This is a genomic window from Burkholderia sp. BCC1644 (assembly GCF_902833225.1).
In the GTDB taxonomy this organism is placed as follows: Bacteria; Pseudomonadota; Gammaproteobacteria; order Burkholderiales; family Burkholderiaceae; genus Burkholderia.
On sequence record NZ_CADFEI010000007.1, the window covers coordinates 72,418 to 88,456 of the forward strand.

A 16,039-nucleotide genomic window follows, 5' to 3' on the forward strand; every position below is an offset into this window, starting at 1 on the left:
ATGAAGCCCCGTATCGTCGTGTACAAGCCGCTGCCCGATGACGTTCTCGCGTACCTGCGCGAGCATGCGGACGTCGTGCAGGCCGACGGCGCCGACGCGCTGGCCGCTGCACTCGGCGACGCGGACGGCGCGATCGGCGCGAGCCTGAAGGTCACGCCGCAGATGCTCGACCGCGCGCCGCGGCTGAAGGCGTGGTCGACGATCTCGGTTGGCTACGACAACTTCGACGTCGCCGATCTGACGCGCCGCGGCATCGTGCTTGCGCATACGCCGGACGTACTGACCGAGTCGACCGCCGATACGGTGTTTTCGCTGATCCTGGCGTCCGCGCGGCGCGTGGTCGAACTGGCGGAGTGGGTGAAGGCCGGGAACTGGCATCGCAGCATCGGCCCCGACCTGTACGGTACCGACGTGCAGGGCAAGACGCTCGGCATCGTCGGCCTCGGGCGGATCGGCGGCGCGGTCGCGCGCCGCGCGGCGCTCGGCTTCCGGATGCAGGTGCTGTACGCGAACCGCTCCGCGAACGCGGAAGCCGAGACGCAGTACGGCGCGCGGCGCGTGACGTTCGACGAACTGCTCGCGCAGTCGGATTTCGTATGCCTGCAGGTGCCGCTGTCGCCGGAAACGCGTCACCTGATCGGCGCGCCCGAATTCGCGAAGATGAAGCGCGGCGCGATCCTGATCAATGCGTCGCGCGGGCCCGTCGTCGACGAAGCCGCGCTGGCCGACGCGCTGCGCGCGGGCACGATCCGCGGCGCGGGGCTCGACGTGTTCGAGCAGGAGCCGCTGCCGGCGGATTCGCCGCTGCTGCAGATGAAGAACGTCGTCGCGCTGCCGCATATCGGCTCGGCGACGCACGAGACGCGCCACGCGATGGCGCGCTGCGCCGCGGAAAACCTGGTCGGCGCGCTGGCCGGCACGCTGCGCACGAATCTCGTCAATCCGGACGCGCTCGCACACGCCTGAGCCGCCTCGGGCAACCGGCCGGTGCGGCGCCGGCGCGGTTAGAGTCGATGATCGTGGTGCGGGAGGGCTGGCTGCGTTATGATCGCCCGCTCTCGTCGCATCGACGGCCCGGCTACACTGCCGGTGGCGTCGCGCGGCGGGGATCCGCGCCAGGTCCGGGCGGCCGACTGCCGATGCATGCGACTGACTTGCGCGGATCGACCGCCAGACACGGGACCAGCGCAGGCGCAGAAGCGCTCAGACAGAGGAGTCCGCCGGGTGGCTTACGTTTCCAACAACAAAGGTCCGTCTGCTCACGAAGCGGCGCGGATCGTACGTCGCGAGGCACGACAGTGACCGATTCGCAACCTTCCACGACGCGTCCGGCGACGATCAGCGACGTCGCGCGCGAGGCCGGCACGGGCAAGACCAGCGTTTCGCGCTATCTGAACGGCGAGACGCATGTGCTGTCCGTCGATCTGCGCCAGCGGATCGAGTCGGCGATCGCGCGGCTCAACTACCGGCCGAACCAGATGGCGCGCGGGCTCAAGCGCGGCCGCAACCGGCTGCTCGGCATGCTCGCGGCCGACCTGACCAATCCTTACACCGTCGAAGTGCTGCAGGGCGTGGAGGCTGCGTGCCATGCGCTCGGCTACATGCCGCTCATCTGTCACGCGGCGAACGAGGTCGAGATGGAGCGGCGCTTCCTGCAGCTGCTCACGACCTACCGTGTCGAAGGGCTGATCGTCAACGCGCTCGGCGCCGACGAAGACGTGCTGCGCCCGCTGCGCGGCGCGGGCATCCCGGCCGTGCTCGTCGACCGGACGGTCGAGGGCTTCGAGGCCGACCTGATCGGTCTCGACAACGCCGACGCGATCGAGATGGCGCTCGCGCACCTGGTCGAACACGGCTTCGACGCGATCCATTTCGTCGTGCAGCCGTTCGAGCGCGTCAGCTCGCGGCGCGTGCGCGAGGCCGCCTTCCGTGCGGCGCTGGACGCGCGCGGGCTGCCGGTGCCGCCGACGGTCGTGCTCGACCTGAACGCGCCCGATGCCACCGCGGCGGCGCTTGCCGACATCGACACCCGCATCGACGACGCGGCACGGCGTGGCGTGCGCGCGGCGCTGTTCGCCGCGAACGCGCCGGTCGCGCTCGCGATCGCGCGCCACCTGCGCGCGCGTTTCGGCGCCGCGTGGCAGCAGAAGGCGGCGCTGCTGTCGATCGACGATCCGGAATGGGCCGAGCTGATCGGCATCACGACGATCCGTCAGCCGACCTACGAAATCGGCTACAAGGCCGTCGAGTTCGTGCACGAGCGGATCGACGGCGCGGCGGGCGACGTGCGGGTCGCGATGCTGGCCGGCGAGCTGTGTGCGCGCGCGTCGACCGCAAGCTGAGTATCATTCGGGGCACGCAGCGCGTCAGGTGCGCTGCCCCGAACAAGGAAATACATGACTGTCGCTCCCGTCACGCTGGCGCTGCTGATCGCCGCCACGCTGATCATCGCGCTGCTGCCGCTCGTCCTCTACCGCATCCTGCGCAAGCCGCTTGCGCTCAACCGCCGCGACACGATCGTCGGTGTCGCCGTCTTCACGCTGTTTGCGATGATCGTCGAGCGCGCGTTCCACGGGCTCGTGCTGAGCCACACGCCGGAAGACGGTTGGCTGACGCAGCCGCTCGCGTTCGTCGCGTATGGCGCGCTCGCGACCGCCGTATTCGAGGAAGTCGGCCGCTATCTCGGGATGCTTTTCCTGAACCGCCGCTATGGCGAATCGGCCGGCGACGGTCGCGGGATCGGCTACGGGATCGGTCACGCCGGTGCCGAAGCCTGGTTCGTCGGCGTGCTCGTGTGGGGCCAGTGGTCGTATCTCGCGTGGCTCGCGAGCCGCGGCCAGCTCGAGACGCAACTGTCCGACCTGCCGGTCGACACCGTGGTGCGCCTGCACATGATGCTCGCGACGTTGTCGGCACAGTCGATCCTGCTGTTGCTGCTCGAACGCTGCGCGGCGTTCGCGGTGCAGCTCGCGCTGTCGGTGCTGGTCTGGCGCGGCGTGCGCGCCGGCCGCGCGGCCGTGTTGCCGCTGGCGATCGTGCTGCACGCGCTTGCGGTCGCGCCGACGCTGTTGTATCAGGCGCGCGTGCTGCCGGCCGCGTGGGTCGAGGCCGCGTATTTCGTGCTGACCGCGGTCCTGGTCGTCGTGCTGGTGAAGACGTGCCGGCCGTCGCGTGCGGCGGCCTGACGGGAGAGCGGAATGGACGACTATCTGATCGAATGCCAGAGCGCGGAATTCGACGCGCTCGCACGCGTGATCTGCGATCTCTTCCCGGAGCAGACGCGCTTTGCCGAAAACAGCGATGCACGCGGGCGTTTCCTGTCCGTGCACTGGCTTGCGATGCGTTTCGGCTCGACGCCGAAGCGGATGACCCTCGCCATCCGCATCGTGCCGGCCGCGCTTGCGCGCTACCTGGCGCTCAAGCCGATGCAGCGCGCACGCAGCCACGCGGTGCTGCATGCGTACACGGAAGCGATGCTCGGGTCGCTCGAGGAGCGGCACGCGGCCGGTGAGGCCGTCGAGCGCGACGCGGAACTCGAACTCGACGAAGACTTTGCGTGAGCGCCGGCGCCGGCCTCGTGCCGGCGCGGCGGATCATGCGTCGCGGTAGACCTGCGCGAAGCGCTGCGCCTGGACGACGCCATAGTCGCCGGGCGCGTATTGCATGACCCAGTCGCCGGCGACGCCGCGCAGCGTGTCGCCGTTTTCCGAGCGGGCGATCGCAAACGGCTCGTCCATCCGGCGGGCGAGCACGACGGCCGGCCGGTTCCGGTAGGCGCCCGGCGCGCCGTGCACGAGTGCCGGATCGGCGGGCAGGTATTTGGCGTCGAAGCGCGCGCGCGACACGACCCAGCGATCGCCGGTCGAGCCGGTAATCAGCGCGTCGCCCGCCACATAGCGGTTCGGGCCTTCGAGGCTCATCAGTTCGCCGTCGGCATCCGCGAACGCCACGGCGACGGTTTCGTCCTTGACGACGCGACGGGCCTGCGGATCGGTACGCAGGTCGAGGTGCTTGAGTTCGAGCATGGCGGGGAGGTGCGGGAAAGCTGGAAAAGCCGGGAGCTTATCCCGAATCCGGCGCGCCGTGTGGCGCGCCGATCGCCGGCAGAGGCGCGGCGCCGTCCGGCCCGGGCGGGCAGGTACGGCGCCGGCGGGGCAGGCGTCAGGGCTGCGCGGGTGCGCTGGCGGCCGGCGCGGCTGCCGCCTTGCCTTCCTTGCCCTTCGCCTTGCCCTTGCCGCGGTGCTCGCCGCCGTGGTGCAGCCAGCTGCGGAACGTCGTGTCGGCCAGCGCCTTCTGCTCGGCCGGGAAGCTCTCGTAGAGCGGCGCGAAGGCGTCGGCGAGCTTCTTCGCGCCGTCGGCGTTCGCCTGCGACAGTTCTGCGTACTGCTTCATGTCGTCGATCGCGGAGACGTCGTGCTTGGCCATCCGCTCGCTGTAGAGGCGGCCCATCGTCGCGCCGTTGTCGCGCATCGTATCGGCGAACGTCTTCCATTGCGGTTCCTGCGCCGACGTGATCTTCAGCTGGTCGTGCAGGTACTTGATGCGCTGCTCGATGCGCGCTTCGTGGTGTGCCGCGCGCTGCTCGGCGCTCGGGGCCGACGCGGCGGCCGTCGTGGCCGCGGCCTGGGCGGGCGCTTGCGGCTGGGCCGGGGTTTGCGCAAACGCGCTGGCTGCAACGACGAGCGTAGCGAGGGTGAGCGAGATTTTCTTCATGGTTGGCTCTCCGGGGTGGTGTCGTGCGAGCGGGCGCGGCGGCAACTGCCGCAAGCGCGCATCTCGCGTCGCATGCTATTAGTAGCACGTTGCGTGCGGCGCAGCGGTGAATGCGACACTTGCTTACATCCGATACGAATCGAAATTGAAAGGTTCGAACCCGGGCGATGCCGGTTGGGCGCACCGGCGTTCGGCGCTATCATCGCGTCACCTTCCACTCAGCCGGCGCGTCGCGCACCGGCCCAGCCTCATGCGTCCACCCCGCCTCGACCAACTCGACGATCTCGACCGGCAACTCGTCGCGCTGCTGCAAGCCGACGCGCGCGCCAGTGTCGCGGATCTGGCGCGCCAGCTCGACGTTGCGCGCACGACGGTCGTCGCACGCATCGCGCGGCTCGAACGCACCAACGTGATCGCCGGGTACAGCGTCCGGCTCGGGCAGGACGTGCTCGACGCGAGCATTTACGCGTACGTCGGCATCATCCTCACGCCGAAGTTCGGCAAGGACGTATTGCGCAAGCTCGACCGGATGCCCGAAGTGCAGCTGCTGTGCGCGGTGAGCGGCGAGTACGACTACGTCGCGTGGCTGCGCGCCGATTCGCCCGAACGGCTCAACGACCTGCTCGACCAGATCGGCACGCTCGAAGGCGTCGAGCGCACGACGACATCGATCATCCTGTCGCGCAAGATCGATCGCGGGACGATCGGCGGCTGACGTTCCGGTCGCGCGCAGCGGGCCAATCAGCCGTCGGTCCGGTCGCGGGGCTGCGCTGCGCCTGACGGTCGCGCGAGCGGAATTCGCACCGACACGCGCAACCCGCGCGAAGCCGGTTCGTCCGCATACGCGAGCGTCACGTCGGCACCCATCCGGTCCGCGAGGATCTTCACGATCGACAGGCCGAGCCCCGAGCCGATCTGCGCGTTGCCGGGCACGCGGTAGAACGGATCGAACACGCGCTCGCGTTCCTGCGGCGCGATGCCCGGCCCGCTGTCGACGATCGTCACGCACGCGTGTGTGTCCGTGCATGACGTCGACAGGTCCACGCGACCGCCGGCCGGCGTGTAGCGGATCGCGTTGTCGACCAGGTTCATGACCAGCGACACGAGTTCGAGTTCGTCGACGGGCACGCGGGCGTCCGGGCCGTCGTCGATGCCGATGTCGAGCGTCTTCGCCTCGGCGAGCGGCATCAGGTCTTCCAGCACGCGGCGATAGATCGCATGCACGGAGACGGCGCCGGGCGGGGCGGCCGGCGCGCTTTGCGCACGGGCGAGCGCGAGGAGCTGCCCGATCAGGTGGCGGCTGCGCTCGAGCCCGCCGCGCAGCGCGGCGAGCCGTGCGCGCGCATCGTCCGGCAGGTCGGTGTCGGCCAGGCGCTCGGCCTGCAGCGACATCGCGGTGAGCGGCGAGCGCAGCTCGTGGGCCGCATCGGCGACGAAGCGGCGCTGCGTATCGACCGATTGCGCGACGCGCGCGAGCATCCGGTTGATCGCGACGACGAATGGCCGCACCTCGACCGGCACGTGCTCGGCCGATACCGGGCGCAGGTCGTGTTCGTCGCGTGCGTCGATCCCGGCGGACAGCGCGGCGACCGGGCGGAACAGCTTGCGCACGAGATCGGCGACGAGCAGCAGCAGGATCGGCACGAGGATCAGCAGCGGCAGCGCGGTGCGCCACGCACTTTCGCGCGCGACGTCGTCACGCATGCCGGCCTCCTGCGCGACCGCGATGCGCTCGCCGTTCTCGAACGTACGGACCATCACGCGATAGGCATTGCCGCCGGCATCGACCGTATGCAGCCCGTCGGCGAGCGTCGGCGGCAGCGCGAGCCGGGGCGAGCCGTCGGAATGTCGTTGCGGATCGCCGCCGAGCGGCTGCACGATCACGCGCGACAGTTCGTCGCTTTCGCGTGCGGGCCCGGCGCCCGCTGCAGGCGGCGCAGGCGCGCGCTGGCGGTCGAGCAGCGTCGCGACCTCGCGCAGCACGTCGTCCTGCAATTCATGCGCCTCGTCGAATGCCGATGAAAACGCGAACGCGGCCGCGACTGTCGCGACGACGAGGATCGCGGCCGACAGCGCGACCGACAGGCGGAACCCGATCGATTCGTTCAGGCGTTTCTTGAAACCATCCATCCCGCCCCCCTGACGTTCTTGATCACGGTACTGCCGAGCTTGCGGCGCAGCGAATGGATCAGGAATTCGACCGCGTTGCTCTCGACTTCTTCTCCCCAGCCATACAGGCGATCCTCGAGCTCACGCCGCGACAGGATCGCGCCGGGGCGCACCAGCAGCGCTCGCAGCAGCGAGAATTCGCGGTTCGACAGCGCGACCGGCACTTGTCCGTCGACGGTTGCCTCGCGCGTCGCCGGGTCGAGCGACACGATCCCGTTGCCCAGCAGCGGTGCGGCCGAACCGGCCCGGCGCCGGATCGCGACGCGAATCCGTGCGAGCAGCTCGGCCATGTCGAACGGCTTCACGATGTAGTCGTCGGCGCCGCCGTCGAGGCCGCGCAGGCGATCGTCGAGTCCGTCGCGCGCGGTGACGATCAGCAGCGGCGTGCCGGTGTCCTTCGCGCGGATGCCGACCAGCACGTCGAGCCCGTCGCGGCCGGGCAGGCCGAGGTCGAGCAGGACCAGGTCGTAGGGCTGCGCGGCGAACGCGGTCAGCGCGCGCCCGCCGTCGGTGACCCAGTCGGTGGCGTACGACGCGTCCTTCAGCGCGGCATGGACGGCCTCGCCGATCATCGGGTCGTCTTCGACGAGCAGTATTCGCATGCGTGTTCTCCGTGCCGCGCGATCGCCGCCAGCGTATGCGATTCCCGCGCGCGCGTCACGTGCGGCGCGCCCGGCCCATCGCCGATCTGCGCTTAATGGCTGCCGAACCGGTCGAGGGCGGCAAGCAGGTTCTTCATCGCGGCGGCCGAATCGGCCTGGGTCGGATGGTCGGCGCGCAGCGCGGCGAGCGCACGGTCGATTTCCTGGTCGACCATGTGCCAATCGGCGGCCGCACGCGGCTTGAGGCCGGCCTCGGCCGAATCCCACGCGATCTCCAGATCCTTGATGCGTGTTTTCGCGCCGGGCAGGTCGCCCTTGCCGACGAGCGTGTTCACGTCGGCGGCGATCGTGCGGAACTGCGACAGATCGCCGAGCTTCGACGCGCGGGGCGCGGCGGACGAAGCGGCGGCCGTTGCGGGCACCGAAGTCGATGCGTTCGCATCCTGCTGCTTCGAGCAGCCGGCGGCGGCGCCGAGCAGGGCAATCGCGGCGGCGGCCGTGACGAGACGGGAAACGGAATTCGGGATGGGCATGGGGTGTCCTCGATGCAATGAACGGAAGGAAAAGGGCGTCATTCGGCGGCGCCGGCACGCGTGTGCGCGCCGCTGCCGAATTGCGCGACGGCGACGAGCAGCACGATCACGGTCAGGAACAGCAGGCTCGTCCACGCGGCGCCGAAACCGAGGCCGCCATACGTGCGGGCCTGCGTGAGCAGATCGCCGAGCGACGCGCCGAACGGGCGCGTCAGGATGTACGCGATCCAGAACGCCAGCACCGCGTTCGCACCGAGCCGCCACATCGCGAACACGGCCGCGATCAATGCGCCGAAGCACAGCGCGCCGAGCGTGAAGCCGAGCCCGAGCGCCTCGGTTGCGAGATCGCCGGCGGCGGTGCCGAGCGCGAACGTGCAGAGGATCGCGGCCCAGTAGAACAACTCGCGCCGCGGCGTGACGATCGTTTCGATCGACAGCGTGCCTTCGACGCGATGCCAGACGAAGAAGATCGCGGCGAGCGCGACGGCAAACGCGGCGGTGCTCGTATAGAGGCTGACGTTCAGGCCGTCGGTGAGCAGGTCGGTGATCTGCGTGCCGACGATGCTGACGAGCACCACCGTGAGCCAGTAGATCCACGGCACGTAGCGGCGTGTGCGCAACTGCAGCCACAGCGCGATCGCGAGCAGCGACGCCATCGCGATGCGCGTGACGGTCTGGCCGAGGCCTGCGTTGACCGCGAGAAAGTCGGCGCCGGTTTCGCCGACGGTGGTCGACATGATCTTGATGATCCAGAACGACAGCGCAACGTCGGGCACCTTGTTCAGCCAGTGCGACGTGCGGTTGACGGGCAGGGATTGCATGCGATGCCTCCTTGGAAATCGGGTGATCGGCATGCAGTCTGAATCGCGAGACTTAGGCCAGCCATAGCGGGCCGGCATCGGGTGAACAATCCCTGTTTCGACGTTTCGACGAAATGTGTCGTCACAACGTCGAAATTATCAGTCGTTTCGCATCATTCTTCGTCTTGGAACTGATTTTGCGCGTCCCTAAACTGTGTTCATGGCTCAACGCCGTTCACAACACCAACCCATCATCAGGAGATAAGCGCATGAAAATCGCCATCGTCGGCGCAGGTCTGATCGGCCACACCATTGCTCACATGCTGCGTGAAACGGGCGACTACGAAGTCGTCGCGTTCGACCGCGATGCGGATGCGCTCGCGAAGCTGTCGCGCGAAGGCATCGCGACGCAACGGGTCGATTCGGCCGACGCGAACGCGATTCGCGAAGCAGTGAAGGGCTTCGATGCGCTCGTCAACGCGCTGCCGTACTACCTCGCGGTCAACGTCGCCGCTGCCGCGAAGGCTGCCGGCGTCCATTACTTCGACCTGACCGAAGACGTTCGCGCGACCCACGCGATCCGCGAACTGGCCGACGGCTCCGACCGTGCGTTCATGCCGCAGTGCGGCCTCGCGCCGGGCTTCATCGGTCTCGCCGCGCATGAACTGGTGAACGGCTTCAGCGAAGTGCGCGACGTGAAGATGCGCGTCGGCGCGTTGCCCGAGTATCCGACCAACGCGCTGAAGTACAACCTGACGTGGAGCGTCGACGGCCTGATCAACGAATACTGCCAGCCGTGCGAAGCGATCCGCGACGGCCGCAAGCAGTGGGTGCAGCCGCTCGAAGGCCTCGAGCACTTCTCGCTCGACGGTACCGAATACGAAGCGTTCAACACGTCGGGCGGCCTCGGCACGCTGTGCGAGACGCTGTCGGGCAAGGTCGAGACGCTCGACTACAAGTCGGTGCGCTACCCGGGCCACCGCGATCTCGTGCAGTTCCTGCTCGAAGACCTGCGCCTGTCGACCGACCGCGACACGCTGAAGTCGATCATGCGCCGCGCGGTGCCGTCGACGAAGCAGGACGTCGTGCTCGTGTTCATCACGGTGACGGGCGTGAAGGACGGCCAGCTCGTGCAGGACGTGTTCACGCGCAAGATCTTCGCGAAGGACGTGTGCGGGATGCACATGAGCGCAATCCAGATCACGACGGCCGGCGCGATGTGCGCGGTGCTGGATCTGTTCCGCGAGAAGAAGCTGCCGCAGAGCGGTTTCATCCCGCAGGAAAAGGTGTCGCTGAAGGCGTTCCTGTCGAACCGCTTCGGCAAGCTGTACGAAGGCGGCACGATGGAGCGCGTGCACGCGGTCGCCTGACCGGCCGCCAGCCTCTGGCACGAGGGCCGTACGACGCCGGGAGCGCAGCAGCGCTTCCGGCGTTGTTTTTTGGGGAAGCGGAAAGCGGGAAGAAGGCCGGGCGGCGCGCTCAGGCCGGTAGCGGCGGGACGATCGTCGAGGGTTGCGGGGGCGGCACGATGCGGTACAGCAGTGCGTCGACGTCCGCGTCGGACGGCGCGGTGTTGTCGAACATCACGATGCCTTCGCATTCGCGGCCGCTCGGCACGAAGCGGCGCTGCCGGTATTCGTCCCAGTGAGTGAGCTTGTACGCATCGTTCGGGTTGCCGCGCGCGACGATCCGCGCGTGTGCGACGTCTTCCGACGTGTGGACCCAGACGACCGTCAGCGCGACGTCGGGTGCGATGCCGAGCCACGCGCGGTCGAGGATGCGCCGGTCGCGTACTTCGCGCGACAGCGGACCGACGACGATCGCGCCGATGCCGAGCGCGAGATTTTCACGGGCCGTGTCGAGCAGGCCGTGGTATTCGGGATCGCGCAGGTGCTTCAGGTAGAGCGGGCTGTCGCGGTCGTTCGGATCTTCCGTGAGCGCGCCCATCGCGGCCGAACTGTAGCGGCCGTACAGCGTGTCCTTGTCGAGCAGGCAGAACGCTTCGCCGGTCGCGCGCATCAGCGGCCCGATGAGCCGCTTCGCGAGCGTGGTCTTGCCGGTGCCGGCGTGACCGCAGAAGAACACCAGATGCGTCACGAAGCCTTGCCTCCCGGCCGCGGGCTCGACGCGTCGTTGGGCTTGTCGCCGCGCGAGAACACTTCCGCTTCCAGCCACATCGCGTTGATGATGCCGAAGCCGAGCGCCACGCCGATGCCGAGTATCCACGAGAAATACCACATAGGTCTGCCTCCTTGACGGTAGGGCCGCGCGGGCGTTGTGCGTCGCGCAACGCAGGTGCCGCGGGCCTGTCGAAGTACCCCGGTGTGCGTGCTGCAGCGCACGCAGCCCGATCATGACCAATATCGGCGTGCCGTGCAAGCCGGGCCCTCCGCGCAGCAAACCGGTAAACTGATGCGCAAACCGCAACGTCACGGACAACATGCTGATCAACTGCGCTGCATACCAGGATGGCCGCAAGCTGGCCGACATCGATATCGACGCCATCAGCGACTACGTGTCGAAGCCCGAGTGCTTCGTGTGGGTCGCGTTGAAGGATCCGGCACCCGAGGAAATCGACCTGATGGGCGAGGAGTTCGGGCTGCACGAGCTCGCGCTCGAGGATGCCCGCAAAGGGCATCAGCGGCCGAAGATCGAGGAATATGGCGATTCGCTGTTCGCCGTGCTGCATACGGTCGAGCTCGACGAGGACGGCGAATTCAAGGTCGGCGAACTGAATGTATTCGTCGGCCCGAACTATGTGCTGTCGATCCGCAACCATAGCGAGCAGGATTTCCGCGAGGTGCGCAAGCGCTGCGAGCGCGAGCCGCATCTGCTGCAGGAAGGGTCGGCATTCGTGTTCTATGCGCTGATGGACCAGGTCGTCGACCGCTATTTCCCGATCCTCGAAACGCTTGGCACCGAGCTCGAGGAACTCGAGGACCGCATCTTCGCGAAGGCGACACCGGCGTCGTCGCGCGCGATCATCGAGGATCTCTATTCGTTGAAGCGCCGGCTCGTGCTGCTGTACCAGCACACGGCGCCGCTGATGGAGCCGCTCGCGAAGCTGACAGGCGGGCGCGTTCCGCAAGTGTGCAGCGGGATGGCCGCGTATTTTCGCGACGTGTATGACCATCTGCAGCGGATCGTGAAGACGATCGAAGGGCGCCGCGAGATGGTCGTCACGGCGATCCAGGTCAACCTCGGGATGATTTCGCTCGCCGAGAGCGAAGTGACGAAGCGGCTCGGCTCGTTCGCCGCGCTGTTCGCGATACCGACGATGATCGCCGGCATCTACGGGATGAACTTCGCGAACATGCCCGAGCTGCACCTGAAATACGGCTTCTACGGCTGCATCGCGGTGATGGTCGTCGCCGACTTCGCGCTGTGGTGGCGTTTCAAGCGGGCAGGGTGGCTGTAGGCGCGCCGCGCGGCCTAGCGCGGCGCGTGCTTGCCGATCACGACGCGCCACGGCCGCACGCGCCACGATTTCACGAGCCCGTTCTGCACGTACGGATCGGCGCGCGCGAACGATTCGGCCGCCTCCGGCGAATCGCCTTCAAATACGAGCACGGCCTGGTCGGCCGGTTCCGCCAGCGCGCCGGCGAGCACGAGTTCGCCGCGCTCGGTCGCGGCCTGCGCAAGCGCGAGATGCTGCGCACGGAACGGTTCGCGCCGCGACAGGTAATCGTCGACGAGTTCGTAGATCAACTGGTAATGCATGATCGCTCCCGGAGTGGGTGGGTGCCGCGGGATCGCGGGCGGCCGGCTCAGTATAGGGCACCGTGCGGCCTTTGGCGGCGCGGGTTGCCCGGCGCTGCTGCGGACTTTCGCATGTTGGACGGATTGAAAACAGACGCGCCACCTGCCGTTGGCGTCCTCATTAAAATGCAACTAACGGTCTGGCTTTGCAGCGCCCGCAAATCGATGGGCGCCTACGCGGCACCGCACTGACTGCCCGAATTCGTCTGCAGGAAAAGAGGGTCTGCCAAGCATGTTCCGGGCGCGGATTTCACATGCCGGCGGTGGCGCGCGGCCCGCGCGAAAAGGGATCGGAACCGCGTGCCGGGCCATCCGGGCGGGTGCTGAGCGACGGCGTTTCCATTGGCCGGAATGCGACCTATGCTGAACAAATCCGGAGCGAACTCCGTTCGCCCGATTCGCCCAGACGAGGTGTGCCATGCCTGTATCAGCCACCCTGCAGGATTGCCTGCGCCAGAAGTCATCTCGGTACGAAGTCGTGTACCACCCCTATAGCCATACGAGCATGGAGACGGCCGCCGCCGCGCATATCCCCGGCGATCGCCTCGCGAAAACCGTGCTCCTCGAGGACGACGAAGGCTACGTCGCCGCCGTGTTGCCGACGACGCACGCGGTGCGCCTGTCGGATCTCTGGGTGAAGACGGGACGCCATCTCGTGCTCGCCCGGGAGGTCGAATTGCGCGAGCTGTTCAAGGATTGCGACATGGGCGCGTTGCCGCCGGTCTGCATGGCGTACGGGATGAAGACGTTCCTCGAGGAACGTCTCGCGCAGCAGCCGGAAGTCTATTTCGAGGCCGGCGACCACGAAGCCCTGATCCACATGATGCAGGACGAATTCCTGATGCTGATGGAGACGGCCGAGCGCGCGCATTTTTCGCACAAGATGCAGGGGATGATGCTGTCCTGAGGGGCGGCGAATGCGGTGACGTGCGAGGGCGGCGCGCATGCGTGCGCGCCGATGAAGGGGCGTGTGCCCGCTCGAAGGGTGTTGTTCAAACCAGTTAATTTGACATGCGAAGCGGTCTTGTGATGACTTGACCGATCTTCATTTCATCTTCGTTGTATCGGATTCCTATTTATCTTTCCGAAGATGGGTCATGCCATCGACGTGTCGCTGCATGCGAAGTTGGCGCGATTCCAAACAGGCGACGAGGGCGCCGAACGACCGCTGCCGGCATTGGCGAGGCGACGGAATACGTTCGGCCCATTGCTTCCAGCACCGATCATTTTGGTGCAGCGCGGGAAATATGCGGATATTTATGTCGGACGGACTTAATATCCGGATTTGAATATATCCATACAATTCAATTACCGTTTCAATAATAAAAACTTGATTTGTGCTTACCGGAATATTATTTGAATAAACCCTCCAAACTTTGTATTTGGGCATCAAATAAAGTTTGACGACAAAATTTTTTCCTTGCTATCTTCTGCACCCAAGTGAACGGCGTCATTGACATCACCGCGTAACGAACGGCGAATCGTCATACGAAATACGAGGTGGCGCCAGCTCAGCTGACAATTGCCTGACCGTGCAGGCGCGTGGTTATCCGGTGTAAAGCCCGGGCCGCGCCGGCCGGAACGATTCCTTGAAAAAGAATGAATTGGAATTCGAATGTAATTCTTTCAATTCGGATTGCTAATTGAATTTGAAATGAAATTTTCGGGGTGATGCGGTGGCGATGCCGACCTGGCTGCGCCGCCGGCCGCAACTCGAAACTGGGCGAATCGCTTGGGGGATGGATGGTGGGCATGAAAGTCGAAGAACATCTGGCTACTTCGAACAGCGGACTGGCCACGCTGGGGCGTCCGAGGGAGTTCGGCAAGAAGCAGCAGAACCCGGTGCGCCGGTTCGGCGGCATCGGGATCGTCCTGGTGCTGCATGCAGTGCTGATCTACGCGCTGCTCAACGGCCTCGCGACGAAAGTCGTGCAGGTGATCCAGCATCCGATCGAAACCCGCATCATCGAGCCGGTCAAGCCGCCGCCGCCACCGCCGATGCCCGTGGTCAAACTCCCGCCGCCGAAATTCGCGCCGCCGCCGCCGCCGTTCGTGCCGCCGCCGGAAGTGCAGGTGCAGGCGCCGCCGCAGGCAACGATCACGCACCAGTCGGCTCCGGTGCCGTCCGCCCCGGCCGTGCAGGCGCCGGTGGTGGCGCCTCCGGCACCGGCCAAGCCGGTGAGCCATGACGTCGGGGTCGTCTGCCCGAATTCGGACACGCTGCGCGCGTCGATCCAGTATCCGAAGGAAGCACAGGAAAACAACATCACGGGTGACGTGACGATCGAGTTCGTCGTGGATGCGGAAGGGAACATCACGAACGAGCGCGTCGCGCAGTCCGCGGATCCGATCCTCGATCGCGCCGCGTTCAACACCGTGAAACGGTTCAAATGCGTCGCACAGGGCCAGTCGGTGCGGGTCCAGGTGCCGTTCTCGTTCAATCTGAATTGATGCAGTGGGCGACCCGGCGCGAGCCGGGTCGGGGAAAACCGTCTCGAACTTAGGTATTAAGTTCAACGAATGAACTGGAGTGGGGTATGACGAAGCGTTCACTGGCCGCGCTGGCGGCAAGCATGTTGATGTCCGTCGCCGTGGTCGACGGGTTCGTTGCGCCGCAGCTCGCCCATGCGCAGGCCAGCGGGGCGGCCGATACGTCGGCGCAGGCCGCGGCGCCGTCGGCCGCGCCGGCTCCGGTACCGGCCGCCGCCGAGCCGGCGCCGCCGCCCGCGCCGGCCACGACGGAAGCGGTCGAGAATCCGTACGGGCTCGGCGCGCTATGGAAGAACGGCGACTTCGTCGCACGTTTCGTGCTGATCCTGCTGGTGATCATGTCGATGGGGAGCTGGTACATCATGATCACGAAGTTCCTGGAGCAGTTGCGTGCGAATCGTCGCGCGAAACTGGCCGATGCGCAGCTCTGGACCGCGCCGTCTCTCGCCGAGGGTGCCAGGCTGCTCGACGAGGCTTCGCCGTTCCGCTTTATCGCCGAAACCGCGATCGAAGCCGGCGAGCATCACGAAGACGCACTGCTCGAAGCGGTGGACCGCAACACGTGGATCGACGTGTCGGTCGAGCGCTCGATCACGAACGTGTCGAACCGGATGCAGGACGGGCTCGCGTTTCTGGCCACGGTGGGGTCGACCGCCCCGTTCGTCGGGCTGTTCGGCACGGTCTGGGGGATCTATCACGCGCTGACCGCGATCGGCATCGCGGGCCAGGCGTCGATCGACAAGGTCGCGGGCCCGGTGGGCGAGGCGCTCATCATGACCGCGATCGGGCTTGCCGTCGCGGTGCCGGCGGTGCTCGGCTACAACTTCCTGGTCCGGCGCAACAAGTCGGTGATGGAACGGGTTCGCAACTTCGGCGCACAGCTGCACACGGTGCTGCTGGCCGGCAACCGGCGCCCGGTGCGCGCGGCGTCGCCGGCGGCTTCGCTCGCGAACTGACCGGCTGACGGAGACGC

20 protein-coding genes are annotated in these 16,039 nt (G+C 67.0%); 10 read left to right on the forward strand and 10 right to left on the reverse strand.

The features are described 5' to 3' along the window. From HWX87_RS15470 to HWX87_RS15485, 4 genes are all read left to right on the forward strand, one after another. Positions 1-966 (forward strand): D-glycerate dehydrogenase, encoded by a 966-nt coding sequence (locus tag HWX87_RS15470; RefSeq protein ID WP_176047929.1) that lies wholly within the window; start codon positions 1-3, stop codon positions 964-966. 332 nt (positions 967-1,298) lie between these two features. Continuing rightward, positions 1,299-2,342: a LacI family DNA-binding transcriptional regulator gene (locus HWX87_RS15475; protein ID WP_176047930.1), complete on the forward strand. Its 1,044-nt coding sequence runs from the start codon at positions 1,299-1,301 to the stop codon at positions 2,340-2,342. Positions 2,343-2,396: 54 nt separating this feature from the next. Beyond that, the gene (locus tag HWX87_RS15480; protein ID WP_176047931.1) at positions 2,397-3,185 is read left to right on the forward strand and encodes a YhfC family intramembrane metalloprotease; all 789 of its coding nucleotides are present in this window, start codon (positions 2,397-2,399) and stop codon (positions 3,183-3,185) included. Positions 3,186-3,197: 12 nt separating this feature from the next. After that, positions 3,198-3,560 (forward strand): DUF3022 domain-containing protein, encoded by a 363-nt coding sequence (locus tag HWX87_RS15485; RefSeq protein WP_176047932.1) that lies wholly within the window; start codon positions 3,198-3,200, stop codon positions 3,558-3,560. Between the two features lie 33 nt (positions 3,561-3,593). Here HWX87_RS15485 and HWX87_RS15490 read toward each other — a convergent pair whose 3' ends face one another. Together HWX87_RS15490 and HWX87_RS15495 are read right to left on the reverse strand one after the other, a co-directional pair. Next, positions 3,594-4,025, reverse strand: a complete 432-nt coding sequence (locus HWX87_RS15490) for a PGDYG domain-containing protein (protein WP_176047933.1) — start codon at positions 4,023-4,025, stop codon at positions 3,594-3,596. A gap of 136 nt (positions 4,026-4,161) precedes the next feature. Then, entirely contained in the window at positions 4,162-4,713 is a 552-nt protein-coding gene (locus HWX87_RS15495) for a Spy/CpxP family protein refolding chaperone (protein ID WP_176047934.1), read from the reverse strand. 250 nt (positions 4,714-4,963) lie between these two features. Here HWX87_RS15495 and HWX87_RS15500 point away from each other — a divergent pair, with 250 nt between their 5' ends. Then, on the forward strand, positions 4,964-5,428 hold the full coding sequence (locus HWX87_RS15500) for an Lrp/AsnC family transcriptional regulator (protein WP_006481526.1): 465 nt from the start codon (positions 4,964-4,966) through the stop codon (positions 5,426-5,428). Between the two features lie 26 nt (positions 5,429-5,454). Here the strand turns inward: HWX87_RS15500 and HWX87_RS15505 are convergent, their stop codons facing one another. The 4 genes from HWX87_RS15505 to HWX87_RS15520 all read right to left on the reverse strand — a co-directional run bounded on the left by HWX87_RS15505 (position 5,455) and on the right by HWX87_RS15520 (position 8,838). Beyond that, a complete protein-coding gene (locus tag HWX87_RS15505) occupies positions 5,455-6,843 on the reverse strand; it encodes a HAMP domain-containing sensor histidine kinase (RefSeq protein WP_176047935.1) in 1,389 nt (462 codons plus the stop codon). Continuing rightward, on the reverse strand, positions 6,819-7,484 hold the full coding sequence (locus tag HWX87_RS15510; protein ID WP_176047936.1) for a response regulator transcription factor: 666 nt from the start codon (positions 7,482-7,484) through the stop codon (positions 6,819-6,821). The genes HWX87_RS15505 and HWX87_RS15510 overlap by 25 nt, the downstream gene beginning before the upstream one ends. 92 nt (positions 7,485-7,576) lie before the next feature. Next, positions 7,577-8,017, reverse strand: a complete 441-nt coding sequence (locus HWX87_RS15515; protein WP_176047937.1) for a hypothetical protein — start codon at positions 8,015-8,017, stop codon at positions 7,577-7,579. 38 nt (positions 8,018-8,055) lie between these two features. Further along, positions 8,056-8,838: a hypothetical protein gene (locus HWX87_RS15520; RefSeq protein WP_176047938.1), complete on the reverse strand. Its 783-nt coding sequence runs from the start codon at positions 8,836-8,838 to the stop codon at positions 8,056-8,058. A gap of 248 nt (positions 8,839-9,086) precedes the next feature. Between HWX87_RS15520 and HWX87_RS15525 the strand changes: the two genes are divergently transcribed. Further along, positions 9,087-10,187, forward strand: a complete 1,101-nt coding sequence (locus tag HWX87_RS15525; RefSeq protein ID WP_085039114.1) for a saccharopine dehydrogenase C-terminal domain-containing protein — start codon at positions 9,087-9,089, stop codon at positions 10,185-10,187. Between the two features lie 109 nt (positions 10,188-10,296). On the opposite strand, the gene HWX87_RS15530 is transcribed toward HWX87_RS15525, so the two are convergent. Together HWX87_RS15530 and cydX are read right to left on the reverse strand one after the other, a co-directional pair. Next, positions 10,297-10,914, reverse strand: a complete 618-nt coding sequence (locus HWX87_RS15530) for an ATP-binding protein (RefSeq protein ID WP_176047939.1) — start codon at positions 10,912-10,914, stop codon at positions 10,297-10,299. Continuing rightward, positions 10,911-11,057 (reverse strand): cytochrome bd-I oxidase subunit CydX, encoded by a 147-nt coding sequence (gene cydX, locus HWX87_RS15535; RefSeq protein ID WP_176047940.1) that lies wholly within the window; start codon positions 11,055-11,057, stop codon positions 10,911-10,913. Before cydX ends, HWX87_RS15530 begins: the two co-directional genes overlap by 4 nt. A 200-nt stretch (positions 11,058-11,257) precedes the next feature. Between cydX and corA the strand changes: the two genes are divergently transcribed. Beyond that, positions 11,258-12,235: a magnesium/cobalt transporter CorA gene (corA, locus tag HWX87_RS15540; protein ID WP_176047941.1), complete on the forward strand. Its 978-nt coding sequence runs from the start codon at positions 11,258-11,260 to the stop codon at positions 12,233-12,235. Positions 12,236-12,249: 14 nt separating this feature from the next. On the opposite strand, the gene HWX87_RS15545 is transcribed toward corA, so the two are convergent. Then, the gene (locus HWX87_RS15545) at positions 12,250-12,537 is read right to left on the reverse strand and encodes a YciI-like protein (protein ID WP_176047942.1); all 288 of its coding nucleotides are present in this window, start codon (positions 12,535-12,537) and stop codon (positions 12,250-12,252) included. Positions 12,538-12,994: 457 nt separating this feature from the next. Here HWX87_RS15545 and HWX87_RS15550 point away from each other — a divergent pair, with 457 nt between their 5' ends. Beyond that, a complete protein-coding gene (locus HWX87_RS15550) occupies positions 12,995-13,483 on the forward strand; it encodes a YbaK/EbsC family protein (RefSeq protein WP_059234117.1) in 489 nt (162 codons plus the stop codon). Between the two features lie 604 nt (positions 13,484-14,087). On the opposite strand, the gene HWX87_RS15555 is transcribed toward HWX87_RS15550, so the two are convergent. After that, entirely contained in the window at positions 14,088-14,330 is a 243-nt protein-coding gene (locus HWX87_RS15555) for a hypothetical protein (protein WP_176047943.1), read from the reverse strand. Here HWX87_RS15555 and HWX87_RS15560 point away from each other — a divergent pair. Both HWX87_RS15560 and HWX87_RS15565 read left to right on the forward strand, forming a co-directional pair. Further along, a complete protein-coding gene (locus HWX87_RS15560) occupies positions 14,329-15,027 on the forward strand; it encodes an energy transducer TonB (RefSeq protein ID WP_124451891.1) in 699 nt (232 codons plus the stop codon). The genes HWX87_RS15555 and HWX87_RS15560 overlap by 2 nt on opposite strands. Before the next feature lie 86 nt (positions 15,028-15,113). Then, positions 15,114-16,022 carry a MotA/TolQ/ExbB proton channel family protein gene (locus tag HWX87_RS15565; RefSeq protein WP_176047944.1) on the forward strand — a complete coding sequence of 303 codons (909 nt, stop codon included), beginning with the start codon at positions 15,114-15,116 and terminating at the stop codon, positions 16,020-16,022. Positions 16,023-16,039: the final 17 nt, after the last annotated feature.